The following is a 24,307-nucleotide window of genomic DNA, read 5'->3' as shown; positions in this document are numbered from 1 at the left end:
CTAGAGTCCCGCTGCGGCCGGCATCGGCGTGGCCTTGCCCGCGCGTTCCTGCTTGAGGAGCTCGGCGATCAGGAAAGCCATGTCGATGGATTGCTCGGCATTGAGGCGGGGATCGCAGACCGTGTGATAGCGGTCGTTGAGGTCCTCGTCCGTGATCGCCCGGGCGCCGCCGATACACTCGGTGACGTCCTGCCCGGTCATCTCCAGATGCACGCCGCCGGCATGGGTGCCTTCGGCGGCATGGATCGTGAAGAAAGACTTCACCTCCGACAGGACGCGGTCGAACGGGCGCGTCTTGTAGCCCGAGGTCGAGGTGATGGTGTTGCCGTGCATGGGATCGCACGACCAGACCACCACTTTGCCCTCGCGCTTCACGGCGCGGATCATGTTCGGCAGATGCTCGCCGACCTTATCCGAGCCGAAGCGGCCGATCAGCGTCAGCCGTCCCGGCTCGTTGTCGGGATTGAGCACGTCGATCAGCTTCAAAAGCTCGTCGGACTTGAGCGACGGGCCGCATTTCAGCCCGATCGGATTCTTGATGCCGCGGAAATATTCGATATGGCCGTGATCGAGCTGGCGGGTGCGGTCGCCGATCCAGATCATGTGGCCCGAGGTCGCATACCAGTCGCCAGTGGTGGAATCGACGCGGGTCATGGCCTGCTCGTAGCCGAGCAGCAGCGCCTCGTGGCTGGTGTAGAAATCGGTGGCGCGCAGCTCGGGATGGGCCTCGAGATCGAGACCGCAGGCGCGCATGAAGTTGAGCGCGTCCGAGATGCGGTCGGCCAGCTCCTTGTAGCGGCGGGACTGCGGTGAATCCTTGAGGAAGCCGAGCATCCACTGATGCACGCTGCCGAGATTGGCGTAGCCGCCGGTGGCGAAGGCGCGGAGCAGGTTCAGCGTCGCCGCGGACTGGCGATAGGCCATCAGCTGGCGCTGCGGATCCGGCACGCGCGCTTCCTTGGTGAAGGCGATGTCGTTGACGATGTCGCCACGATAGCTCGGCAACTCGACGCCATTGAGCTTCTCGGTCGGCGACGACCGCGGCTTTGCAAACTGGCCGGCGACGCGGCCAACCTTCACCACCGGCACCGCGCCGGCGTAGGTCAGCACCACCGCCATCTGCAGCAGCACGCGGAAGAAATCGCGGATGTTGTTGGCGCCGTGCTCGGCAAAGCTCTCGGCGCAGTCGCCGCCTTGGAGCAGGAAGGCCTCGCCGGCCGCAACGCGGGCCAGCGCCTTCTTCAGGTTGCGCGCCTCGCCCGCGAACACCAGCGGCGGAAAGGTCGCAAGCTGCGCCTCCACGTCGGCCAGGGCCTTGGCGTCGGGATAGTCGGGCACCTGTAGCACCGGCTTGCTGCGCCAGGACTCGGGCGTCCACCGCTCGGACATCGCAATCTCTCCGTGAAGCAAAAAGCACAACCTGATCTAGGGGTTGCGAGGGCCGCCTTATACACAGGCTGGCCCCGCCCCGCCAGTTGTAAATCCAGTCGGCACTGCAAGCCCTTGCGGGGAAAGCCAAATTCGCATTTGCTGGGAGGGCGAGGCAAACTGGCAGGATACCTTGCGCCCATGGACGCGGCACTGGACGACGTTTTCATCGACGAGATCAACTTCCCGGCGACCGACGGGTATGCCCTGGCCGGCACCCTGTTCTTGCCGCGCAGCACCAAGCGCCATGCCGTCCTGATCAATTCGGCGACCGCCGTGCCGCGCAAGATTTATCGGGGCTTTGCCTCCTATCTCGCCCATCGCGGCTGCGCGGTCCTCACTTACGACTATCGCGGCATCGGCGATTCCCGGCTGCCGGCGATGGTCGGCTACAACCAGCCGAAATCGCTGGTCGGCTTCAAGGCCTCGATGTCGGATTGGGCCGCGCTCGACGTCACCGCCGCGGTCAGCTGGATGCGGGAGCGGTACAACACCCTGCCGCTGGCCTATGTCGGCCATTCCTTCGGCGGCCAGGCGCTGGGGCTGATCGCCAACAACAGCGAAATCTCGCGCGCCGCGTTCGTGGCCTCGCAGGCCGCGACGTGGCGGCTGATGACCTCGCCGGAGAAATACCGCGTCTTCGCCTTCATGAACCTCATCGGCGTACCGCTCGCCCACACGCTAGGCTACGCCCCGGGCTGGGCCGGCGTCGGGGAGGATTTGCCCAAGGGGGTCTTCCTGCAATGGGCCAATTGGGTCTCGAGCCCCCGCTATCTCTTCGATTCCAAACTGCCGGCGCTGGAGAATTTTGCGAAGTTCAAGGGCGAGCTGCGGGCGCTGTGCTTCTCCGACGATCCGTGGGCGACGCGGCCGGCGGTCGAACTGCTCGCGAGCGGGTTCACCGCGATCAAGCCGGAGGTGTTGACCGTGAAGCCGTCCGACGTCGGCGCCAAGGGAATAGGCCATTTCGGCTTTTTCCGCCCCGAGCATCGCGACACGCTGTGGCGCGGCGTCGCCGAATGGATCCAGGGGGACTGAGACACAGCTTCGCGTTCTCGCGGCTTTTCTCGCCCGAGCTTTGACCAGTGCCTTACCCTCTCATGAAAGAGGGCGCAGGGAAGGCCGGGAGCCGGTTGGCTCCCATCGACCGCCATGCGAAGAGCAGATTGCGTGTGCTTCATGCATAGCGGGTAACAGGGCAACCGGAGCATCCCGGCCTTCCCTGCGCAGTGGCTTTACGGCTTATGTCGTACTCTCCCCGGGGAGCGTTGCACTATTGCCCCCGTCGCCTTGTGGATGACTGATGCGCGTGCCCGGTTGGACCGCCACATCACCGCAAGACTTGGCGCACAGACCCCGGGCGCCAGGACCACACGATTTTGCCGTACGCGGATCACACCGGTCGTGTGCGCGACGGTCTCGCTCACGGTTGCCCGCCCTGCAAAACCCTCAGCGCCGATGTGACCCACGTCCACCGCAACCCGGCCCGCGTTCGTGACGATCGCGATACGCCCCTCTTCGTTGGGCCGGGATGCAGCGACACATACGCGATTTCCGAATTTCGGTAAAGTGGAATATTTTTGCCCCAGCGCGTTGACCCAGGGCTCGCGTGTTTTGCCCGTCGGGCAACACAAGGCCTTGTAAATATCGTGCGACCGCGGCTCGAGCGTTTCCGTGGAAACGCTGAAAGGCGTGCGATTCCCGGCGCGCAGCCGCGTCTTCACCGACGAGGAAGCCTCTGAGGTGAAGGCCATGGGACCGCCGGCGCCCGCCTCGAATTAGGGCGTACCCATAATGGTCGGCTCACCGCCGTAAAGCGGAAGTCGCCACCTTGATCTACTCTTCGTGACCCAAAGCGGACACTACAACTACAAATTTACCGCCGCTTGGCCCAAATAAGTCGGACTTTCGATCGTTTGCGGCTGCTTCTCTCGCAGGTCTTCAATACCCGAGCGCGGAGGTTCCGAAGTTCTGCAAGTTGAGAGTTGAGCAACCACACCCGTTGATTCAAAATGATCATACGGTCGCAAATCCGACCACGACTATTCATTACGAGCTCCAAGAGCTGCAACTGCTGAAAATTACCGACATTTGTAAAAGGCGTTCACCGGGGATCTTAGCGTTGCTTCACGTAAAAGATGTGAAACGGCACATACGCGGCAGGAAAGGTGTTTCACCTATCGAGTTTCTGAAGGCGTGCCTTAGGCACTAGTTGGCGCAGAAAGGGCCACGACCGTGATGCAGGAGCAAGATGATGTCACGAGCCTGTGGCATGTTCGTTGCACATTGGCGTCAACTGAGATTTCAGTGCTCAGTTAGAGAATAGGGCGCCGCCGGGACGCATATTTCAAGCCCGGCCGCGCCTCTTTTAACTGCTGCCCTGCTCTCGCGCCGTCATAAATCCGTAATTTTCAGGCATCGAACCTTGGCGCTGTCGCCCGATTTGCTTAGGAGTAAGGCCGCGAGAGGACCTGATCATGACCGACAATACGCAATACGACGACGCTAAGCGAAATCGCCTGCTCGAAGCAGCTCAGCAAGAGATGATCAAGTTCGAACGCAAAGAGAACGAGTTCCGCAAGAGGGATCGTGCCGAGAGAGCGGCGGAACTGCAATTGCCTCTGGAAAAGCTCAATATTCATTGATTACGTTGCCAGCAGTTTCCAGTCATGGCCCATCTAGCTCGGGTCGCGCTGTCGGTTTCTGGCTACTGGTCGGATTCGACAAGCTCATTAGCGGTTGAACTGCCAGCGCCCTGGCTGGCGGTAAACCGGACGTCAGGCGGACAGCCGATTAATGAGTACAGGCCCTAACGGATAATCGTCGTCAGGGACGAATAGCGCCTGTTGGGCTTGGCCTCGCCCGGCGCGAACTGCGAGAACGCGTCGCTGACGCGGACCGCCGGCGGCGTGTCGGTCGCAAACCGAAACTCCTTCGGCCGCGGTGCGTAGAAGCTGGCGCGATAATAGGCGTCGTCGAAGCGCGCCTCGCCGACCCCGAACAATGCGTCACAGACGAGCAGGAGCGCGTAGACTCCCGCGACCGATGCGACGATCTCCCTTAGAATTGACATGCCGATAGCCCTGCCCTTTTGCGCGCAGGATGCAGATCGGTTCCAAAGGCCTGGTTTAAGGCGCCAAGCTTCTTGTCCGCAGGGTTTGCTGCTGCTGAGCCGTTTGCAGACAATTTTATCGATTGAAAAAGGAGCCCGCCGGATCGGACGATCAGGCGGGCTCAGGATTGGCCGCTCGGGAGGTTGTCAGGCGGCCAGGTTCGTCAGCCGTGGCCGGCCTCCTTGCGATGGCCGTTGTCGCTGAGGCGGTCGACCCAGGCGATGCCGATCGCCGAGACGATGAAGGTCATGTGGATCAGCACCTGCCACATCACGCCGGTCTCGGTGAAATTGCTGCGCGTGGTGCCGAGATTGCCGGCCTCGATGAAGGTCCTGAGCAACGAGATCGAGGAGATGCCGATGATCGCCATCGCGAGCTTGATCTTGAGCACGCTGGCATTGACATGGCTCAGCCATTCCGGCTCGTCGGGATGACCGGTCAGGTTCAGGCGGGACACGAAGGTCTCGTAGCCGCCGACGATCACCATGATCAGGAGGTTCGAGATCATGACGACGTCGATCAGCCCGAGCACGACCAGCATGATCTGCTGCTCGCTGGCGTCGAACGAGTGCGCGACCAGATGCCAGAGCTCCTTCAGAAACAGCAGCACATAGACGGCCTGCGCGACGATCAGGCCGACATAGAGCGGCACTTGCAGCCAACGGGAGCCAAAGATGAGCTGCGCAAACAGGCCTAGGCGCGGCGGCTCGCCTTGCGCCGAAGGTGCTTTGGGTTCGGACGTCATGAATTACTCCGGATTGCGGAAAGAGTTGTCGCCTCAGAGACTCGCGATGACAGGCGCGAGCTCGAGCGAGCCCCGATAGATCATCTCGAAGGCGACGTAAATGATGATGGCGAGGCCGACATAGGCGACCCAGCGATGCTTCTGGAGCACGCGACCAAGCAGATCGGCGGCAACACCCATCATCGCCACCGACAGCAACAGCCCGAAGACGAGAATGTAGGGATGCTCGCGCGCGGCGCCCGCGACCGCGAGCACGTTGTCGAGCGACATCGAGACGTCGGCGGCGACGATCTGCACCGCAGCCTGACCGAAGGTCTTTCGCTGCACGGTCGCACCGTCCGCGCCGCCGCCATGGCTGAACGCCAGCTGCCCCCCATGCGACTGCTCGCGCAGCTCGCGCCACATCTTCCAGCAAACCCAGAGCAGCAGCACGCCGCCGGCAAGCAACAGGCCGATGACCTGCAGCAGCTGGGTCGCGACGCCGGCGAAGACGATGCGCAGTACCGTGGCGGCGGCGATACCGACGATGATGGCGCGGCGGCGCTGTTTGGCCGGAAGTCCCGCTGCGGCGAGGCCGATGACGACGGCATTGTCGCCGGCGAGAACGAGGTCGATCAGGACGACTTGAAGCAGCGCAGTGAGCGCTTCGGGCGTGATGAATTCAGTCATGATTGATCATTTTTCGATGCGGATGGATCGAGCCAATGCGGCTTCTTCCGCTCGACCCAATCCAGGACCTTCGAACGTGAGGAGCGCAACGCAGGCACGTCCTCGGCAAGCAGCGCGAGACCGAGCGGCAGCATCCAGACGCCGAGGATCGGAAGGAAGGAAAGCACACCGCCCACAATGAGGAGCGCGCCCGATGGAATTCTGACCCAGCGGTTCGACGGCTTGAGCAGATAGGTGACGGTGTCACCCATGCGCGGCGGCAGCCGATCGACGAGCTTTTCGAGGCGCGGGTCGCCGCCGGCCATTTCGCTGGCGGGACCTGCGGCTTCACTCGTACGCTCGTGCGATGCTGCGCTCATGCTTACTCCTCTGTGGCCATCTGCCGTTCGGTGCGCCCTTGACCCGACGTGACCGGCTTCGCGCGCGGCAGCACCAGCGTCAGCAAGCGCAACAATTTTATCGCCTGCACTTCGTGGGGATGGACGTCCTCATCCGCCGCAGCCACCCGCTCCGACAGCTCAATCAAATGGGACGACAGCGGCAAGTTCGAAACCGGCCGCAGCGTGTCGATCACGACATTGGCAAAATCCGGTTCCTCGAGCCGTTCGGCGAGCTCATCGAACATCGCATAGAGCCGTTCGTCCGAGATGTGCGGCGCCAGCTTGCGATCCTTGATGAAACGGATCACCTCGTCGCGCTCGACCGGCGAAACGCGCCGGTCGGCAACCGCAACCAGCGCGCCCACGATCACCAGCGCAACCGCGGCCTGCTCGTTCAGGCTGGACGGTTCCGTGATTTCGATTTCGATCGGATTTGAATGCTTGGCGTCAGTCATCGTTGCTCCTCAATGTTGCGAAATGGCCGCACGGAGCTGCGATGGGGACGAATGGTCGGAGAGAGAGTACAGAGGCCCGACGATCGGCCGATCCATCGCATTCGCGCGGGACAGGTCATCCGACATCACGAGGTTTGCCGACGAACGTCGGCGTCCTCGCCAGAGGGGCCCGGATTCTTGTTCGTGTCAGAGATAAAGGTGGGTCCGTCGGAATCAAGGCGAGATGACTGCGACCAGCCGCCGCATCGGTTCCGCGGTCGTGCACCTTCGTTAAGCACGTCGCGCTCCGTGTCCCGGACGCGATGCAACGCGTAGCGCTGCTGCGCAGAGCCGGGACCCAGATGGCGCACCCAACCTTATGGGCCCCGGCTCAGCAGTGCGCCGCCAAGAGGCGCTGCACTGCGTCCGGGGCAAGCCCTCGGCGCCGGGAACATCGCCTCGGCGGGTGTGTTGGTGCAACTCAGCACGCATTGTCTGACAGGAAGCCGCAAGGAACTCCCATGTGCCGCTGGATCGCATACCGGGGCGAGACCACCTCGTTTGAGCCTTACGTCACCGAGCCCGAACATTCGCTGGTCGCGCAGAGCATCCGCTCGCTGCAATCCACGGCGGGCTCGAATGGCGATGGCTTTGGTCTCGGCTGGTACGGCGAGCATCCGGAGCCCGGCCTTTACCGCGAGACCCGCCCGGCCTGGTCGGACGAAAACCTGCGCTATCTCTGCCGGCATCTGCGCTCGCATTTGTTCTTTGCCCATGTGCGCGCCGCCACCGGCACGGCGGTGACGCGACAGAATTGCCATCCCTTTGCCTGCGGCCACTGGATGTTCATGCACAACGGGTTCGTCGGGAGCTGGAATCGGCTGCGGCGCAAGGTCGAGGCGCTGATCCCCGATGCCTATTATCCATCGCGGCTGGGCACGACCGATTCGGAGGCTGTGTTCCTGGCGATGATGGGTGCCGGGCTCGACAGCGATCCGCTTCAAGCGACGCGGCGCGTGCTGCACGCCCTCGTCGGCCTCGTCAACGAGGGGCAGCTGCGCGAACGGCTGCGCTTCACCAGTGCGATCGCGAACGGCCGGGATCTCTATGCGTTTCGCGTTGCGGTCAACGACGCCGCAAACACGCTGTATTACCGGGAGGACGGCGGCCAGGTCATCGTCGTGTCCGAACCCTTCGACAAGGAATCGGATTGGTCCGAAGTGCCGCCAAATCACGCGCTGATCGCGCGCGCGTCCGAAAACGTGAAGATTGTTCCGTTCGACGTTGCAATTTCCGGTGAGTGCGACGCGGAACCCGCCCCCGTCAGACGGATTATCGCCCGCAGGTAATGCCTTTGCCGGGTGGCCAATGACATCTACTTCGGACGTTTTGAAACTGCTGCGCCTCGATTCCTCGGGTGACAGGCAGCACCTGGTCATTCGCTCTGCCGGCGGCGGGGCCAAGGCGGCTGAATATTCCTTCGGCATCGAGGAGGAGTACTTCCTGGCGGACCGCCGCAGCTTCGAGGTCGCCATTCAAACTCCGAACGAGCTGTTCGAATCGGCGAATTGGTCGACCGGCGGCCAGGCCATGCGGGAGATGCTGCAATCCCAGCTCGAGGTCGCCACCAACGTTCACGTCGACGTCAACGACGCCCGCGAAGAGCTTCGCTTCCTGCGGCGCGAAGTCGCGAACGTCGCCGCGCAATATGGTTTCGTGATCATGGCCTGCGGCACGCACCCGACCGCGGTCTGGCGCATGTCGCAGCCAAGCCCGAAACCGCGCTATGAGGAGATGATCGAGGATCTGCGCAGCATCGGCCATCGCAACATGATGTGCGGCATGCATGTGCACGTCCAGCTGCCCGATCCCGAGAAGCGCATGGCGGTGATGCGGGCTATGCTGCCGCATCTGCCGCTGTTCATCGCGCTGTCCGCGTCCTCCCCGTTCTGGAATTCGCACAAGACCGGACTGAAGGGCTACCGTCTCGCCGCCTATTCCGAGCTGCCGCGCACCGGCCTGCCCGAACTGTTCGAGAGCAGGCAGGATTACGACGACTATGTCGGCGCGCTGCAGCGCTCCGGCGTCATTCCCGACGAGAGCCACATCTGGTGGGCGATGCGCCCCTCGATGCGGCACCCAACCCTCGAGCTTCGGGCGCCCGACACCTGCACCTTCGTCGACGATGCCGTCGCCATCGCCTCGCTCTATCGCTGCCTGACGCGCCGCCTCTATCTGCGACCGGATCTGTCCAAGGGGGTCACCGCGGTCGAACGCGCAATTGCGGTGGAGAATAAATGGCGCGCCCAGCGCTACGGCACCGATTGCATCTTCGCCTCCAGAGACGGACCGGTCACGATCTCGGAGATGCTCTCCCGAATCATCGACGACATCACCGAGGACGCCGACGCACTGGGCTGCGCCGCCGAGATCGAGCATTGCCGGGTCATTGTGGACCGCGGCAGCTCGGCCGAATTCCAGCTTCGCGCCTATCGCGAAAACGGCGACGACATCGCAGCCGTGTCACGATGGATCGCTACATCGACGATCTCAGGAACCAGCGCGCCGATCGGGCGCAGCGCTCCAGCGCCGTCATAGCGCCCGCGCAAGCTTCCCGGACGAGAACGTCATTTCTGAATTTGCTACGCCGTGGGGGAATGCATGACTGACATCGCCTGGTGCGCCGGTTGCGGCCACAGCCTGGTCCCGATCCTGTCCGAGAACGGCCGCGCGCGGCCAAGCTGCTTCTGGTGCGAGGGCGTCGACGCCCGGACCATGGAGATGGCAAAGTGGGCTGACAGCCCGGCCGGCAAGCCGGATCGGGCCGCGCCTCACGCCTTTGATTGAGCCGCCCTCTGCGTCAAACCCGCGCCACCACGCGCGGACGGAACACGGAATCCGCGGTCGGCGAAAGAGCCGTGACCGGCTTTCGCGTCGGCCGGCGCCGCGGGATGAAGAAATTGTTCACGACGATCGGCTCGTGATCGCCGAGCGCGATCCGCTCCTTCGCGAGCAGGCTCATGACCGAGCGCATCTTGATGACTTCCTGCGCCACGAAGCTGCAATCCTCGTCGCGGTTGATCTGCTCATGCATGATCGCTTCGGCTTCGCGCATGCTGACGCGGAGCGCTCTGATGGTTCTGCGAATTTCGTTGATACGGTTGTCCATGGCTGCCTCCATCTCGGTCGCAGCATAAGAACAAAACGTGAACACTCTGTCAATCGCCGCCCCGCCCGGTCGCGACGTTTTCGCTAAATCCCGAAGGCGCCATCGGACCGATCCGGCACCGCCGCCGCTGCACGCGCACTCCCGCCTTGCCGACAAATTAGACAGGCCCCTCACTGCGCCGGAAGCGCGTATCCCCAGCACGCGTCCGACCAGCAGAACAAGCTGTCGATCTAACCTCCCGTGCAGCCACCGGATTTTTCCTGAACGGGCACGCCGGCATCGCGGCGCCAGGCCCGCTTGCTGCTTCGCAAACCAACTGGCCCAAAATTCGCAATGACGGTGCAAGCGAAGCAACGGCGCAGAGCGGAGAACGTCATGAACGTGCATCCTGCGGGCGATCTCAAGACGACCGGCCTCACCCATCCGAATGGCGCGCCGCTCCGCCTCAACACGCAGGACTTCATCGCGATCGATCGCGATCGGAATGCGAAGTTCGAGGCGACGTATCGCCCGCAAGCGCTCTACAATCGCGCCAATGAAGGCTTTCACGCCAACAACGAAACCTTCCTGCTCCACGAAGTCGCGACCAATCTGCCGATCTACCGTCCCGACACCGGTCCCACCGACTTCCATCTGCATCTGCCGCCCGGCGGCTTTCAGCTCGTGCTGGTCACCTCGGGCGCTTTCACCTTCGACTATGACGGGCGCTTCTACAATGTCGGCCCCGGCGCGGTGATGCTGCAAAGCGCGATCGTGCATCGCCAGCTGTTCTACACCTGGTCGGGCCTATCGACCGAAGAGAATTTGAAGACGCCGCAGACGGTGGTGCCGGATCCGGTCTCGATGGGCTATTCGGGCAAATTCCTCGAAGCCTTCATCACCGATCCCACCACCTTTCCGAATCCCACCATCGTCGGTCCCGATCAGATCAACGAAGCCGAAACGCCGCGCGTGGCCTGGAGCCATCCGTTGCACGATCGCCCGGCCAATGCCGGCTTCTGGCTTCAGGATCCCCTGGCGCTGGATGCACTGTTCAAGCCGCTTGGCGACGGCTCGATCAAATCGGCGCTGTCCGTTTACGTGCGCGATATCGGCATCGAGGCGCCGAGCGGCCAGCTCGTCACCGGCCACATCATCGCAACCGATCCGCGCGGCCGGTCGCTTCTGCCGAAGAGCACATCGGCATCCGCGGACGCCGCCTCGTTCGCCAAGGGCGAGGTCGTGATCTATCGCGTCATTCGCGGCACGGCCGAATTCAGGAACAAGGCAGGCGAGACCTTCGAGCTCGCGGCCGGCGACGTCGTGACCGCAGGCAAGAGCGCGATCAGCCTCATTGCGGTCGGCGAGAACACGCAGGTGCTCCGACTCGGCCTTCTCAAGGGTATCGACGACCTCCGCGGCTGGACGCCGACGCAACGCGACGAGATCGACGGTCTCGCCGGCCAGATCATCACGCAGAAGGACATTCGTCCGCTCCGCACCGAAGGCAAGCCTGTCGGATATCTCTACGCTTAGGAGACGCCCTACTCCGCGGCCTGGCGCACGTGGCGCGCGGTCGGGGTGCGCATGGTGACGAGCTCTTCGGCCGCGGTCGGATGCAGCGCGATGGTCGCGTCGAAATCGGCCTTGGTCGCCTTCATCTTCACCGCGATCGCGACGGCTTGCGTGATCTCGGCGGCGGCATCGCCGACGATGTGGCAGCCGAGCACGCGATCGGTCGAGCCGTCGACGACGAGCTTCATCAGCACGCGGGTGTCGCGGCCGGACATCGTCGCCTTGATCGGGCGGAACGAGGTCTTGTAGATGTCGACGTGACTGAACTGCGCGCGCGCTTCAGTCTCGGTGAGACCAACGGTGCCGACCTCCGGCTGCGAGAACACGGCGGTCGGGATGTTGGCGTGGTCGACCTTCACCTCGCGCTTGCCGAACACGGTGTCGGCGAAGGCGTGGCCTTCGCGGATCGCCACCGGCGTCAGATTGAAGCGATGGGTGACGTCGCCGATCGCATAGATGCTGTCGACCGAGCTCCTGGAGAAATGGTCGACCGCGATGCCGCCGTTCGCAGGATTAATGGCGACGCCGGCGTTCTCCAGCCCGAGATTGGCGACAGCCGGATGGCGGCCGATGGCGAACATCACCTGCTCCGAGGCGATGCTCGATCCGTTCGACAGATGCGTGGTGAATTCATCGCCGTGGCGGTCGACCTTGCTCACCGTGCAGCCGGTGAGAATGGTGATGCCCTGCTTCTCCATCTCGGCACGAACGTGGGTCCGGACATCCTCGTCAAAACCGCGGAGGATGTTGTCGCCGCGATAGATCACGGTGACGTCGGAGCCGAAGCCGGCGAAGATGCCGGCGAATTCCAGCGCGATGTAGCCGCCGCCCTGGATCACGATCCGCTTCGGCAGCCTCGCAAGGTGGAACGCCTCGTTGGAGGAGATCACGTGCTCGATGCCGGGAATCGATGCGCCGTGGTTGGGCGCGCCGCCGGTGGCGATCAGGATGTATCTTGCGGTGATCTTGCGGTCGTTTTCGAGCAGACGCACGGTGTGCTTGTCCTCGATCACCGCGCGGCTCTTGACGATCTGCGCGCCTGACTTCTCGACATTGGCGGTATAGGCCGCCTCCAGCCGCGCGATCTCCTTGTCCTTGTTGGCGATCAGCGTCGGCCAGTCGAACGTTGCGGGCGGAACGGTCCAGCCGAAACCTGCGGCGTCCTCGAGCTCGTGGCGAAAATGCGAGCCGATCACGAACAGCTTCTTCGGCACGCAGCCGCGGATCACGCAGGTCCCGCCCATGCGGTACTCTTCCGCGATCGTCACGCGGGCGCCGTAGCCCGCCGCGATGCGGGCGGCACGCACGCCGCCCGAGCCGCCACCGATGACGAAGAGGTCGACGTCGAATTCAGCCATTGTCCACTCCGCCCCCTGTCAGGAAGTCCTGATCAGATAGTGTCTGTCAGATCTCCTTGCCACGCTTGCGCATCTCGGCGCGGAAGGCTCCCATCACGGTCTCGGCGAAGTTCTGGGCCCAGGAATTCATGAAGGCCATGGACAGGCCGATGGCGCGCGGCTCGGCATCGATCAGCTTCTTGCCCAGCGGCGACTTGTAGAAGGTGACGAGATCCTTCAGCTCCTGCTCGGTGAACTCGCTGGCGTAGATCTGCGCCATGCCTTCGCCGATCTCGTTCTGGCGGCCTTGCAGCTGCTGGGCGACGATCGGGGCGACCTCGTTGAGGTCCTTCTGGTAGTTGAGGTTCTGCTGGGTCAGCGCAATCTTGGTCTTCTCGACCAGACCGGGCACTGCGCCCGCGTACATCGCGGTGGCGTTCTTGATCTGCAGGATCTCCCTCGCCGCCGCGATCGCCGCAGGCGAGGCCTTGGGCTGGGCGGGTGCGGCGCCAGCCTTGGGCGCAGCCTGCTGCGCGGCGGCCGGGACGACCGAGAGGGCCAGTCCCACAGCGAGGGTCGCAGCCGGCAAAAATCTCAAAACGCTCTTCATTCCTAGTCTCCTTTCGGCTTACGCCGTTCAATCACGCGAATTCCCTCGCCGCCCGCCAGAACAGCCGAGCTGGCCAAGCCGATAAACAACCCATGCTCGACCACGCCGGGAATCGCGCTCAACGCGCTGGCGAGGCCGGCAGGATCCCCGATCTGTCCGAGCTGGGCATCGACGATCCAGTGGCCGCCGTCGGTGACGAAAACGTGGCCTTCCTTGGCCTTGCGGACCGCCATTTGCCCGGAAACGCCGCATTCGGCAAATGCCTTCTCGATCGCCCGGCGCGTCGCGCCGAGCCCGAACGGGATGACCTCGACCGGCAGCGGAAAGCGGCCGAGCGTCGGCACCCATTTGGTGTCATCTGCAATCACGATCATGCGATCCGAGGCCGCCGCCACGATCTTCTCGCGCAGCAGCGCGCCGCCGCCGCCCTTGATCAGGTTGAGCGCGGGATCGATTTCGTCGGCGCCGTCGATGGTGATGTCGAGATGGTCGATCTCGTCGAGCGTGGTCAGCGGCACGCCGCACCGCACAGCATCGAGGCGAGTCGCCTCGGAGGTCGGCACGCCGATCACCTTGAGCCCGGCGGCGACGCGCTCGCCGAGCAGCTCGACGAAATGCTTGGCGGTCGAGCCGGTGCCGAGCCCGAGCTGCATGCCGTCCCGCACCTCCTCGAGCGCGCGCGCCGCGGCCTGTCGCTTCAACTGGTCCATATTCACGTTTGCGCCCGCCTCTGAAGTCTCGAACATGCCGCCGATCGTGGCCGCTTTCGGCGGCCTATGTAGCCTCGTTTTCCGCCGGAGAACAGGGTCTGGGAACCAGGCTATAAGCTGAACTTATGGCGCCGCCCCTTGCACTGACCTGACCGGGCCGGTAGCGCTTGGACCATGACCTCCCCTCACACCATCGTCTTCGATCTCGACGGCACGCTTGTGGATACGGCGCCCGACCTGATCACCGCGCTGAACCACGTGCTCGACCGCGAAGGGCTGCCGCCCGTGCCGATGGCCTCGGCCCGCAACATGATCGGCGCCGGCGCCCGTAAGCTGATCGAGCGGGGGCTGGAGGCCGAGGGCCGCACCGTCACCCCCGCCGACATGGACCGGATGACCGCGGATTTCATCGCCTATTACGCCGATCACATCGCCGTCGAATCCCGCCCCTTCGAGGGGCTCGAGGCCGCGCTGGACCATTTTTCCGCGCAAGGCCATCGCCTCGCCGTCTGCACCAACAAGCTGGAATGGCTGTCGAAGCGGCTGCTGGACGAGCTCGACCTCAGTCGCCGCTTCGCGGCAATCTGCGGCGCGGACACCTTTGGCGTCCAGAAGCCCGACCCGACCATCTTTCGTGAAACGGTGGCGCGCGCCGGCGGTGCGGTCAAAGCCAGCATCATGGTCGGCGATGCCGGAACCGATGTCGGGGTGGCCCGCCGGGCCGGGGTGCCGGTGATCGGCGTCAGTTTTGGCTATACCGACGTGCCGATCGCCGAGCTGAAGCCGGACCGGCTGATCCATCACATGCGTGACCTGCCAGCCGCCGCCAGCAGCCTGATGACGGCATGACGAAACCAAGATACTGATATCTCTACGGTATTCCGCGAGACCCCGCACCTAACCATCCATTATCTATGCGCAGCCCGCCGGTTGCCTGCCCCAGACGACGCTCCTAAGGTCCGGCCCGGGGTTATGTGGCGGTTTGTCGCAGACGAAGTGGATGGCTCAAGCGTCGTGTCATCACGGTTGCGCTAGCCGGAGCCAGCCTATTGCGAGCGGCAAGTCTTGGTGGCTGCTCCGGCAGGCGTTGATCTACGTATACCACCCGATTGTCCTCGTCGCGTCCGATGCTTAGATTGGGTGCCGAGCACCGCTGAAGCCAAGGTGCACCCGTCGCCGTTAGTGACAAGGCCTCTCGCATGAACGGATCCGCCGCGCTGTCCACCCCGATGACCGATCCGTTCGGGCGGACCATCAGCTATTTGCGCGTTTCCGTCACCGATCGCTGCGACCTGCGCTGCTTCTACTGCATGTCGGAAGACATGACGTTCCTGCCCAAAGCGAACCTGTTGACGCTGGAGGAACTCGACCGGCTCTGCTCGGCCTTCATCGCCAAGGGCGTCAAGAAGCTGCGGCTCACCGGTGGCGAGCCGCTGGTCCGGCGCAACGTGATGACGCTGGTCCGCTCGCTGTCGCGGCATCTGTCGAGCGGCGCCCTGAACGAGCTGACGCTGACCACCAACGGCACCCAGCTGGCGAAACACGCAAGCGAGCTCGCCGATTGTGGCGTGCGCCGCATCAACGTCTCCCTCGATACGCTCGATCCCAAGAAGTTTCGCGAGATCACCCGCTGGGGCGAGATCGACAAGGTGCTGGAAGGCATCGAGGCCGCGCGCGCCGCAGGACTTGCCGTGAAGATCAACGCGGTGGCGCTGAAGAACCTCAACGAGGACGAGCTTCCCGACCTGATGCGCTGGGCCCACGGCAAGGGCATGGGCCTGACGCTGATCGAGGTCATGCCGATGGGCGAGATCGGCTCGGGACGGATCGACCAGTACCTGCCGCTGTCGCTGGTGCGCGCGCGCCTCGCCCAGCAATTCACGCTGACGGATTTAGCGGAGAGCACCGGTGGCCCAGCCCGCTATGTCAGCATCGCCGAGACCGGCGGCAAGCTCGGCTTCATCACACCGATGACCCATAATTTCTGTGAATCCTGCAACCGGGTTCGTATTACCTGCACGGGAACGCTGCACACCTGTCTCGGCCACGAGGATGCCTCCGATCTACGCAAACCTCTGCGTGCATCCGATGACGACATGCTGCTTGCGGATGCGATCGACCGCGCCATCGGACTGAAGCCCAAGGGCCACGATTTCATCATCGACCGCCGCCACGATCGCCCCAGCGTCTCCAGGCACATGAGCGTCACCGGCGGCTAACTCCGTACAACTCCGGCCTTATTCCCCTTAACTATCAACAAACTTCCGATTGACTGGCGGCACGGCCGCTGGTTTGGTGCGGCAGCCTCATGCCTGCGCGGCGAGACAAGCCACGCGCCCGCTTCGGCGCAGTCAAGACGGCCGGGGCACACCATCGGGGAGGACCTATCGTTGCAAGCGCTCCTGAAGCTGAGCCAAAGGATTGACGCGTTCACACGCTGGACGGGCAAACGCCTGGCGTGGCTGATCGTGGCCGCCGTCATCATCTCGGCGGTCAATGCGATCGTCCGCAAGACGTTCGACACGTCCTCCAATTCGTGGCTCGAGCTGCAATGGGTGCTGTTCAGTATCGTGTTCCTGCTGTGCTCGCCCTGGACGCTGCTCGACAACGAGCATATCCGCATCGACATCGTGAACAACACGCTGCCGAAGACGGTCCGCAACCTCATCGACGTGGTCGGTCACCTGTTCTTCCTCATCCCGCTGTGCATCGTCATGATCATCACCGGCGTGCCGTTCTTCCAGCGCTCATTCCATATCAACGAGCAATCCGGCAACGCCGGCGGTCTGCCGCAATGGCCCGCCAAATCCCTGATCATGATCGGATTCGCATTCCTGCTCGTTCAAGCCATCTCCGAGCTGATCAAGCGAATTGCCGTCATGCGCGGAATGATTCCGGACCCGCATGAATCCCAGGTGTCGGCGCTGGAGGCGGAAGTCGAGCATCTCGTCGAAGCGATCGAGAAGAAGTAGCCGTTGGCGACGGTTTAGGGGAAATCATGACCGCGTTTATCATCGCCAATATGGCGCCCATCATGTTCGCGTCGCTGGTCGTCATGCTCTTGCTTGGCTACCCCGCGGCCTTCTCGCTCGGTGCCGTCGGCCTGTTCTACGCCATCGTCGGCATCGAGCTCGGCGAGTTCCGCCCGGACTTCCTCCAGGCTCTTCCGGAGCGCGTCTACGGCGTGATGAACAACGACACGCTGCTCGCCATTCCCTTCTTCACCTTCATGGGGCTTGTGCTGGAACGTTCTGGCATGGCCGAGGACCTGCTCGATACCATCGGCCAATTGTTCGGAACCATCCGCGGCGGCCTTGCCTATGCCGTGATCTTCGTCGGCGCGCTGCTCGCCGCAACGACGGGCGTGGTCGCCGCCTCCGTGATCTCGATGGGTCTGATCTCGCTGCCAATCATGCTGCGCTATGGCTATGACCGCCGCGTGGCCGCCGGCGTCATCGCCGCGTCCGGCACGCTCGCGCAGATCATTCCGCCCTCGCTCGTTCTGATCGTGATGGCCGACCAGCTCGGCAAGTCCGTCGGCGACATGTACGAAGGCGCCTTCATCCCCGGTCTCGTGCTCGCCGGCCTCTACGCCGGTTACGCATTCCTCGTCAGCATGTTCTTCCCGAAGGCCACCCCGGGCCTGCCGAAGGAAGCCATCGGCTTCCGCGAGGAGAGTGGCAGCCGCGGCCTGGTCTCGCTCGGTATGCTGTTCCTCGCGAGCTGCGTGTTCGGCTGGTTCATGATGCGCAATTCGACCGTGCATGGCGCCGATTACGTCGTGCTCAGCATGTTCTGCGGCATCATCTTCGCCTTCGTCGTCGCCGTGGTGAACTGGGTCATCGACAAGCTCACCGGCTTCCGCTTCCTGTCGAAGATGGCGCAGCAGACCACCTTCGTCATGGTGCCGCCGCTGTTCCTGATCTTCCTGGTGCTCGGCACGATCTTCATCGGCATCGCGACCCCGACCGAAGGCGGCGCGATGGGTGCCGCCGGCGCCCTCATCCTTGGTGCCGCGAAGCGGCGGCTGAGCTGGGACCTGATCCGGCAGGCCACGGAATCGACCGCCAAGCTGTCGGCCTTCGTCGTGTTCATCCTGGTCGGCGCCCGCGTGTTCTCGCTGACCTTTTACGGCGTCAACGGGCACGTCTGGGTCGAGCATCTGCTCACCTCGCTGCCCGGCGGCCAGGTCGGCTTCCTGATCTTCGTCAACGTCTTCGTGTTCGTGCTGGCCTTCTTCCTCGACTTCTTCGAGCTGGCCTTCATCGTGATCCCGCTGCTCGGACCTGCCGCCGAGCACCTCGGCATCGACCTGATCTGGTTCGGCGTCATTCTCGGCGTCAACATGCAGACCTCGTTCATGCATCCGCCGTTCGGCTTTGCGCTGTTCTATCTCCGCTCGGTCGCGCCGAAGGAGCGATACACCGATCGCGTCACCGGCAAGCGGATGGAACCGGTCACCACGGGCCAGATCTATTGGGGCGCGGTGCCATTCGTCGTCATCCAGATGATCATGGTCGGCCTGGTGATCGCGTTCCCGTCGATGGTCATGCACTACAAGGGCGTGCAGACCAACATCGATCCCAGCACCATCAAGATCGAGGTGCCGCAGATCGAGCTGCCGCCGCTGGATCTCGGACCGCCGTCGAAGTAGCGGCGGACGCCCCTCGCCGTCGTGCTCCGCTCAAGCGGCGCATGACGCGCGACGGCGCGCGTGACAAGCACCGGAAACGGAGGCATACCGGGCCATCCTCAGCCTATGGATGGCCGCTCATGCCCCGATTGCACCCTGCTCCCTCGGTCCTTGGCCCGTTGATCGCCTCACTCTGGCTGACCTGTGCCGCAACGATGGTGCGGGCCGAGCCGATTGCCGATGTTCATGGGCTGGCGCAAAAGGAGCAGCAGCCGCTGCTCGACACGCTGCGCGATCTCGTCGCCATCGAATCCGGCAGCAAGGACATCGAAGGCCTGAACCAGATCGCCGAGCGCGTTGCCGGTCAGCTCAAGCAGCTCGGCGGCACGGTGGAGATCCTGCAAACCACTGACATCTATCGCCTCGACGACACGCCCGAGAAGATCGGACCAGCCGTGCACGCCACATTCAAGGGTACGGGAACTAAAAAGATCATGCTGATCGCCCATATGGACACGGTGTACCTGAAGGGCATGCTGAAGGATCAGCCGTTCCGCATCGACGGCGACAAGGCTTACGGCCTCGGCATCGCCGACGACAAGCAGGGCGTCGCGCTCATCCTCCATACCGTGGCGCTACTGCAAAAGCTGAGCTTCAGGGATTACGGCACGCTCACAGTGCTCACGAACGGCGACGAGGAGATCTCCTCGCCGGGCTGGCGCAGCACCATCACCAAATTCGCCTCGGATCAGGACGCGGTATTCTCGTTCGAAGGCGGCGGAATGGACGGCACGCTGCGCCTCGCCACCAGCGGCATCGGCTCGGCCTATCTCAGCGTGCAAGGCAAGTCGTCACATGCCGGCGCAAGGCCCGAGGGCGGCGTGAATGCGCTGTACGAGCTCTCGCACCAGGTTCTGCAGATGAAGGACCTGTCGAAGCCGGAGCAGGGCCTGAAGCTGAACTGGACGGTCTCCAAATCCGGCACCAACCGCAACGTGATCCCTGCCGACGCCACCGCCCAGGCCGATGCGCGTGCGCTCAAGGTGTCCGACTTCGACGAGTTGGAGAAGGCGCTGCAGGACAAGATCAAGAATCGCCTGCTGCCGGACTCCAAGGTCGCCCTCAAGTTCGAGGTGCGTCGCCCGCCGTTAGAGGCGAATGAGGCCTCGCGCCGCGTGGCCGCCTACGGCAAGACGATCTATGGGGAGATCGGCCTATCCCTCAAGGTCGACGAGAAGGCGACCGGCGGCGGCACCGACGCGGCATTTGCCGCGCTGAAGACCAGCGGAGCCGTGGTGGAGGGCATGGGCCTGTCGGGCTTCGGTGCGCACTCCAACGACGCCGAATATGTGCAGGTGGGCAGCATCGTGCCGCGGCTGTATCTCGCCACACGCATGATCATGGACCTGTCCACGGGCAAGCTGAAATAGGGGCGCGCTTTCTTCCTTCTCCCCTCATGTCCGCCGAGCCTTGGCGAAGGCGGATGTGGGAGAAGGCGGCATAGGCGGCCTACGGCCGCCGTCTTAAGCATACGCCGACGCGCAGCGTCGGCTACGGTGCCGGATGAGGGGTTCTCTCCACGCGCGCGATTGAGAGTGGGACTCGTGGAGAGAACCCCTCACCCGTCTCGCCGCTTATCGCGGCGAGCCATCCTCTCCCACATCCGCCTTCGCCAAGGCTTCGGCGGACATGAGGGGAGAGGGGAAAGAAGCAGCCTCCTCCGCCAGCCGAAACCGCAGCGTGAACTCGGCCCCGCCCCCCGGAAGGTTCTCCACCGCGACCGTGGCGGCGTGGTCGTCCGCCACCGCGCGCACGATGGAAAGCCCCAGTCCCGCGCCGTCGCTGCGGCGGCGGTCGGCGCGCCAGAAGCGCTGGAAGATCAGCTCGCGCTCGGCCTCCGCGATCCCCGGGCCGCTATCGCGCACGCGCACCGAACCGTCCTCGCGCACCTCGACATCGACGGTGGTGTCCTTTGCCGTGAACTTGATGGCGTTTTCCGCGAGGTTGAAGACAGCGCGCTGCAGCATCTCCGAATTGCCGTGGATCCTGACAGGCGCGTCGGTACCCCGGAGCGCGATGTCCTTGTGCTGCGCGATCGCGAACGGGGCGATCGAGGCGACCACTTCGGCGCAGACAGCGCGCAAATCCGCAGTCTCGCCGGGATCGAGCACCAGGGTGTCGAGCTCGGCGATCTCCAGCAATTGCGCGACGAGGCGGCTCATGGTTTCGATGTCGGCATGCAGCGCCTGCCGTGCCGCACGATCGTCGAGCGTCTCGATCCGCGTGCGCAGGATCGCGAGCGGCGTGCGCAATTGATGCGCGGCATCCGCCGTGAACTGCCGCTGCACCCGAAAGCCGCCTTCGAGGCGGTCGAGCGCCTGGTTGACGGCGGTGACGAGCGGCAAGATCTCGCGCGGGATCTGCTCCGTCGGCAGGCGGATGTCGGTGCGCGCCGGCCCGATATTGCTGGCTTCCTCGGAGGCCTTCCACAGCGGCGCGATCGCGCGGCGGAAGATGATGATGTCGGTGGCGAGCAGGACCAGCAGAATCGGGATGGTGATCCATCCCACGCGCCGGAAGAAATTCGACACGATGTCGTCGATGATGACGTCACGGTGCGCAAGGTCCTCGGCGACCTGGATGCGCACCGTCTTGCCGTCGAGGTCGCGGGTGACGGCGGCGCCGGAAATGCTCTCCGACGAGCGCGGTGCCGCGGTGGCGGCAGAGCGCCGATGCGAGGAGAACAGCAGCCGGCCCTCGGCATCGCGAATGTCGTACTGATAGCGGCCATACGCTTCAGAATAGAGGCCCTTGAGACTGTCCGGCAGATTGAACGTCAGCAGGCCGCCCGGCTGAACAACGATGCGCTCCGCCAGCACCTCGGCTTGGGCGCGCATGGCATCGCGATGCAGCTGGTCGATCTCGGAATTGAGCAGCCAGAACAGCACCAGCGGCAGGAAGATCGCGACCACCGCGACCGCCAGGATGTGCAGGAACACGATGCGCCAGATCAGCGATTTGAACGTCGGAGACCTGCCATAGGACCCGGCATAGGATCCGACGTTGGATCCGGGCTGGGCCACGCTATTTCTCCACGTCCATGAGATAGCCGACGCCGCGGATCGTATGGATCACGACCTTGGCGCCGTGTTCGGCGAGCTGCTTGCGCAGCCGCGAGACATAGACCTCGACCGCGTTGGAGGCGACCTCGCCGTCCAGCCCGAAGATGTGGTCCTCGACGTTCTTCTTCGGCACCACCCGCCCCTGCCGGCGCAGCAAAATCTCCAGCACCGAGGTCTCGCGCGCGGAGATGATCCGCGGCTGGTCGTCGACGAAGATCTGGCGGCTCTCGGTGTCGTAGACGAGGTTGGCGAGACTGAGCGAGCGGCCGAGCAGCTGGCCCGGCCGGCGCAGGATCGCCTCCAGCCGCGCCACCAGTTCCTCCATCGCGAACGGCTTGGCGAGATAGTCGTCGGCGCCGCTGCGCAGGCCGCTGACGCGGTCCTGCAGGCCGCCGCGTGCGGTCAGCACCAGCACGGGGAGCGGTTCCATCTTGACGCGCAACTCGCGCAGCACCGACAGGCCGTCGCCGTCGGGCAGCCCGAGATCGAGGATCATCGCGGCATAGCTGACGCTGCTCACCGCCTCGCGCGCCTCGGCCGCGCTGCCGACGATGTCGCTCTGATAGCCAGCCGCCGCCAGCCCGCCAGCGACGAGGCGCGACAGCTCGGCATTGTCCTCGACGATCAGAAGGCGCATCGCATATCCGCCGGATACTCAGGTCACCGCGCGCCTGGCGCGGCATCTTCGCTGTCTTCCATCATTCCGGACGCCTCGGCCAGCGAAAAAGCGTCCGGCCGAACCAGTCGTTTGTCAGGTTTGTGTAAGCCGACCAGGTGTGCCCCCAAAGGTGACCCAAAGGTAGGGGCCTGCGGACGTTCGTAGCAGCTATCCTAGCCTCGTCCCTCGAAATAGGCGCAAAGCAGGGTCGTATCCTTTGGAGCTAAGGATTTCCGGAACAGGCGGCACTTGAAGTGACGATCCTTCCCCTCTCCGCTCTCGATCAGGAACATGCATCTGCCGCAGACGTCGGCGTTGTGACGGCGCTTGGCAACATCGAGCCCATCGAGGACGCGGCGAAGCGTATCGCGCAGCTGAGATCGATCGGGGAGCTCAAGTGTCACGAGCTGATCTCGAAGGACGTTAATTGGATCGCGCTCGAGGAACTTCTCGCCTTCGCCCGTGATGCAGAGTGCAATCGAGCGCTTGTCTTCTGCAGATGGCTTGCGAACCATCAACCCCTTGCTCTCGAGCACGGCGGCGATCTGCGATGCGACGCTGCGGGTCGTGCCCAGAAAGCTGGCAAGAGCCGTGGGCGTCCGCGAGAACCTGTTAGCGCGGGCGAGAAAGCGCAAGGCCATCCATTCCCGATCGCTCAGCCCCGCAAGGCTCCCTTCAAAAAGCCAGCTGTCGGCCGACTGGACCAGGAGCTGTAGAATTTCAATTGCCAGTTTCATTTGAGAAGTCCCACGGGAAACGGCCGCCCTTGCATCTCGATCAACGATCGAGAACCGCCGTATTCGGTGAATGCTGTATTCCCGTCGGGACTGGTTGAGTCCGGTATACCGTACCGTGAAGCGCGACCGGCGTGATGACACGCCGCGACTTCAGCCCGATTGCCGGATTCCGATAACTCGACCGTTCCGTAAAAGGAACACCGAAAAACTACGCAGCGCGTGGGCGTTGAATGACACGAAATCTCTCGCGTCCGAACGCGATGGTCTCTCCCGGCGCACCGCTGGTGAGCAGGCATCAGAGAAGGGCGCGCTTGTCAGGTTCGTGTAAGCAATGGCGCTTCAGCGTGAAGGATGGAGAGAGCGCAGCGAAGAACCGCCTTATGGATTGAACGCTCCGAACAGACACCTCCGGCAAATCTCAACGGAAGGCAACGCATGCACGTTGTCAGACTCGCATTCGTCTTCCACCTGGTGGCGCTAGCCTGACTTGGTATGGCTCTGCTGAAATGCTGCCCTGAGTTCGGCTAATTGATCGCTCGTTGCTCCCAGCAACGCGTCGGCCCCATCTGCAGGCAAGTCCGCATAAGCGATCGGCCGGTCGAACTGGCTCGCCGTGAAGTCGTACCTCTTGCCTTCGATCCGATTGTAAAAATGGTCGCCGGCCGGCAGTGGCGTCTTCAGCAGGTCGCCGCCGAAGAGTTCATGAACGAGCAGCGACGTGACGTTGCATTGTCCTGCGGCCGGATTGTCAGCCGTCCATTGGCTCGCGGTCGACCGCGACCACGCCTTGAGCAGCGCGCTTTGAACGGACTCGGGATCGAAACTCATCGTCACGTCCAATGGCTGCCGGCTATATTTCGGTTTATTCGATTTTTACATTTTGCCACTGCTTCAAGCCGCTGGCTACTGTGCATGGGGTTGTTTTTCAATTTTGAGTCGGGCTCCGGCCAGGACGCAAGAAAACGCCCCGGAGCTTTCGCTCCGGGGCGCTGCACCCAACCGGTGATG

The 24,307-nt window shown here is 63.6% G+C and carries 25 protein-coding genes; 11 read left to right on the top strand and 14 right to left on the bottom strand.

Features of this window, described 5'->3' with window-relative positions; all coding sequences use genetic code 11:
* Positions 1-1,389: a class II 3-deoxy-7-phosphoheptulonate synthase gene (locus GGD66_RS00185; protein WP_183256567.1), complete on the bottom strand. Its 1,389-nt coding sequence runs from the start codon at positions 1,387-1,389 to the stop codon at positions 1-3.
* Between the two features lie 180 nt (positions 1,390-1,569).
* Here GGD66_RS00185 and GGD66_RS00180 point away from each other — a divergent pair, with 180 nt between their 5' ends.
* Both GGD66_RS00180 and GGD66_RS00175 read left to right on the top strand, forming a co-directional pair.
* Positions 1,570-2,466 (top strand): alpha/beta fold hydrolase, encoded by an 897-nt coding sequence (locus GGD66_RS00180; protein WP_183256566.1) that lies wholly within the window; start codon positions 1,570-1,572, stop codon positions 2,464-2,466.
* 1,439 nt (positions 2,467-3,905) lie between these two features.
* Positions 3,906-4,073, top strand: a complete 168-nt coding sequence (locus tag GGD66_RS00175) for a hypothetical protein (RefSeq protein ID WP_018319998.1) — start codon at positions 3,906-3,908, stop codon at positions 4,071-4,073.
* Positions 4,074-4,237: 164 nt separating this feature from the next.
* On the opposite strand, the gene GGD66_RS00170 is transcribed toward GGD66_RS00175, so the two are convergent.
* The 5 genes from GGD66_RS00170 to GGD66_RS00150 all read right to left on the bottom strand — a co-directional run bounded on the left by GGD66_RS00170 (position 4,238) and on the right by GGD66_RS00150 (position 6,790).
* Positions 4,238-4,501: a hypothetical protein gene (locus GGD66_RS00170; protein WP_026202291.1), complete on the bottom strand. Its 264-nt coding sequence runs from the start codon at positions 4,499-4,501 to the stop codon at positions 4,238-4,240.
* Between the two features lie 203 nt (positions 4,502-4,704).
* Positions 4,705-5,286 (bottom strand): TIGR00645 family protein, encoded by a 582-nt coding sequence (locus GGD66_RS00165; protein WP_018319997.1) that lies wholly within the window; start codon positions 5,284-5,286, stop codon positions 4,705-4,707.
* 33 nt (positions 5,287-5,319) lie between these two features.
* The gene (locus tag GGD66_RS00160) at positions 5,320-5,955 is read right to left on the bottom strand and encodes a TerC family protein (protein ID WP_018319996.1); all 636 of its coding nucleotides are present in this window, start codon (positions 5,953-5,955) and stop codon (positions 5,320-5,322) included.
* A complete protein-coding gene (locus GGD66_RS00155; RefSeq protein ID WP_092252395.1) occupies positions 5,952-6,314 on the bottom strand; it encodes a hypothetical protein in 363 nt (120 codons plus the stop codon). Before GGD66_RS00155 ends, GGD66_RS00160 begins: the two co-directional genes overlap by 4 nt.
* 2 nt (positions 6,315-6,316) lie before the next feature.
* On the bottom strand, positions 6,317-6,790 hold the full coding sequence (locus GGD66_RS00150) for a tellurite resistance TerB family protein (protein WP_179730982.1): 474 nt from the start codon (positions 6,788-6,790) through the stop codon (positions 6,317-6,319).
* Positions 6,791-7,290: 500 nt separating this feature from the next.
* Between GGD66_RS00150 and GGD66_RS00145 the strand changes: the two genes are divergently transcribed.
* From GGD66_RS00145 to GGD66_RS00135, 3 genes are all read left to right on the top strand, one after another.
* Positions 7,291-8,118, top strand: a complete 828-nt coding sequence (locus GGD66_RS00145; RefSeq protein WP_092252391.1) for a class II glutamine amidotransferase — start codon at positions 7,291-7,293, stop codon at positions 8,116-8,118.
* A gap of 19 nt (positions 8,119-8,137) precedes the next feature.
* On the top strand, positions 8,138-9,367 hold the full coding sequence (locus GGD66_RS00140; RefSeq protein WP_183256565.1) for a carboxylate-amine ligase: 1,230 nt from the start codon (positions 8,138-8,140) through the stop codon (positions 9,365-9,367).
* A 63-nt stretch (positions 9,368-9,430) separates the two neighbouring features.
* A complete protein-coding gene (locus GGD66_RS00135) occupies positions 9,431-9,616 on the top strand; it encodes a hypothetical protein (RefSeq protein WP_018319991.1) in 186 nt (61 codons plus the stop codon).
* A 13-nt stretch (positions 9,617-9,629) separates the two neighbouring features.
* On the opposite strand, the gene GGD66_RS00130 is transcribed toward GGD66_RS00135, so the two are convergent.
* Positions 9,630-9,938, bottom strand: a complete 309-nt coding sequence (locus GGD66_RS00130; RefSeq protein ID WP_246788748.1) for a hypothetical protein — start codon at positions 9,936-9,938, stop codon at positions 9,630-9,632.
* A gap of 375 nt (positions 9,939-10,313) precedes the next feature.
* Between GGD66_RS00130 and GGD66_RS00125 the strand changes: the two genes are divergently transcribed.
* Positions 10,314-11,453 (top strand): hypothetical protein, encoded by a 1,140-nt coding sequence (locus GGD66_RS00125; protein ID WP_183256564.1) that lies wholly within the window; start codon positions 10,314-10,316, stop codon positions 11,451-11,453.
* An 8-nt stretch (positions 11,454-11,461) separates the two neighbouring features.
* On the opposite strand, the gene gor is transcribed toward GGD66_RS00125, so the two are convergent.
* The 3 genes from gor to rpiA are packed head-to-tail and all read right to left on the bottom strand — an operon-like array spanning position 11,462 to position 14,155.
* Positions 11,462-12,850: a glutathione-disulfide reductase gene (gene gor, locus GGD66_RS00120; RefSeq protein WP_183256563.1), complete on the bottom strand. Its 1,389-nt coding sequence runs from the start codon at positions 12,848-12,850 to the stop codon at positions 11,462-11,464.
* A 46-nt stretch (positions 12,851-12,896) separates the two neighbouring features.
* On the bottom strand, positions 12,897-13,439 hold the full coding sequence (locus GGD66_RS00115; protein ID WP_092252385.1) for a DUF2059 domain-containing protein: 543 nt from the start codon (positions 13,437-13,439) through the stop codon (positions 12,897-12,899).
* 2 nt (positions 13,440-13,441) lie between these two features.
* Positions 13,442-14,155 (bottom strand): ribose-5-phosphate isomerase RpiA, encoded by a 714-nt coding sequence (rpiA, locus tag GGD66_RS00110; protein ID WP_092253038.1) that lies wholly within the window; start codon positions 14,153-14,155, stop codon positions 13,442-13,444.
* 168 nt (positions 14,156-14,323) lie between these two features.
* On the opposite strand from rpiA, the gene GGD66_RS00105 reads away from it, so the two are divergent.
* The 5 genes from GGD66_RS00105 to GGD66_RS00085 all read left to right on the top strand — a co-directional run bounded on the left by GGD66_RS00105 (position 14,324) and on the right by GGD66_RS00085 (position 20,212).
* Complete coding sequence (locus GGD66_RS00105) at positions 14,324-14,998, top strand: HAD family hydrolase (protein WP_183256562.1); 675 nt, start codon at positions 14,324-14,326, stop codon at positions 14,996-14,998.
* Positions 14,999-15,348: 350 nt separating this feature from the next.
* A complete protein-coding gene (gene moaA / locus GGD66_RS00100) occupies positions 15,349-16,368 on the top strand; it encodes a GTP 3',8-cyclase MoaA (RefSeq protein ID WP_183256561.1) in 1,020 nt (339 codons plus the stop codon).
* 171 nt (positions 16,369-16,539) lie between these two features.
* Positions 16,540-17,121 carry a TRAP transporter small permease subunit gene (locus GGD66_RS00095; protein ID WP_092252375.1) on the top strand — a complete coding sequence of 194 codons (582 nt, stop codon included), beginning with the start codon at positions 16,540-16,542 and terminating at the stop codon, positions 17,119-17,121.
* Between the two features lie 26 nt (positions 17,122-17,147).
* Entirely contained in the window at positions 17,148-18,803 is a 1,656-nt protein-coding gene (locus GGD66_RS00090) for a TRAP transporter large permease subunit (protein WP_183256560.1), read from the top strand.
* Positions 18,804-18,922: 119 nt separating this feature from the next.
* Positions 18,923-20,212 (top strand): M20/M25/M40 family metallo-hydrolase, encoded by a 1,290-nt coding sequence (locus GGD66_RS00085; protein ID WP_183256559.1) that lies wholly within the window; start codon positions 18,923-18,925, stop codon positions 20,210-20,212.
* Positions 20,213-20,416: 204 nt separating this feature from the next.
* Here GGD66_RS00085 and GGD66_RS00080 read toward each other — a convergent pair whose 3' ends face one another.
* From GGD66_RS00080 to GGD66_RS00065, 4 genes are all read right to left on the bottom strand, one after another.
* Complete coding sequence (locus GGD66_RS00080; protein WP_183256558.1) at positions 20,417-21,865, bottom strand: ATP-binding protein; 1,449 nt, start codon at positions 21,863-21,865, stop codon at positions 20,417-20,419.
* Between the two features lies 1 nt (position 21,866).
* A complete protein-coding gene (locus tag GGD66_RS00075; RefSeq protein ID WP_092252367.1) occupies positions 21,867-22,541 on the bottom strand; it encodes a response regulator transcription factor in 675 nt (224 codons plus the stop codon).
* A 194-nt stretch (positions 22,542-22,735) separates the two neighbouring features.
* Complete coding sequence (locus GGD66_RS00070) at positions 22,736-23,299, bottom strand: MarR family winged helix-turn-helix transcriptional regulator (RefSeq protein ID WP_018319979.1); 564 nt, start codon at positions 23,297-23,299, stop codon at positions 22,736-22,738.
* A gap of 477 nt (positions 23,300-23,776) precedes the next feature.
* Positions 23,777-24,127: a hypothetical protein gene (locus tag GGD66_RS00065; RefSeq protein ID WP_183256557.1), complete on the bottom strand. Its 351-nt coding sequence runs from the start codon at positions 24,125-24,127 to the stop codon at positions 23,777-23,779.
* Positions 24,128-24,307: the final 180 nt, after the last annotated feature.

This window comes from Bradyrhizobium sp. CIR48, assembly GCF_014198315.1.
In the GTDB taxonomy this organism is placed as follows: domain Bacteria; phylum Pseudomonadota; class Alphaproteobacteria; order Rhizobiales; family Xanthobacteraceae; genus Bradyrhizobium.
The sequence above is the reverse complement of the archived record's forward strand: the minus strand, read 5'-3'. Positions and strand labels throughout refer to the sequence as shown.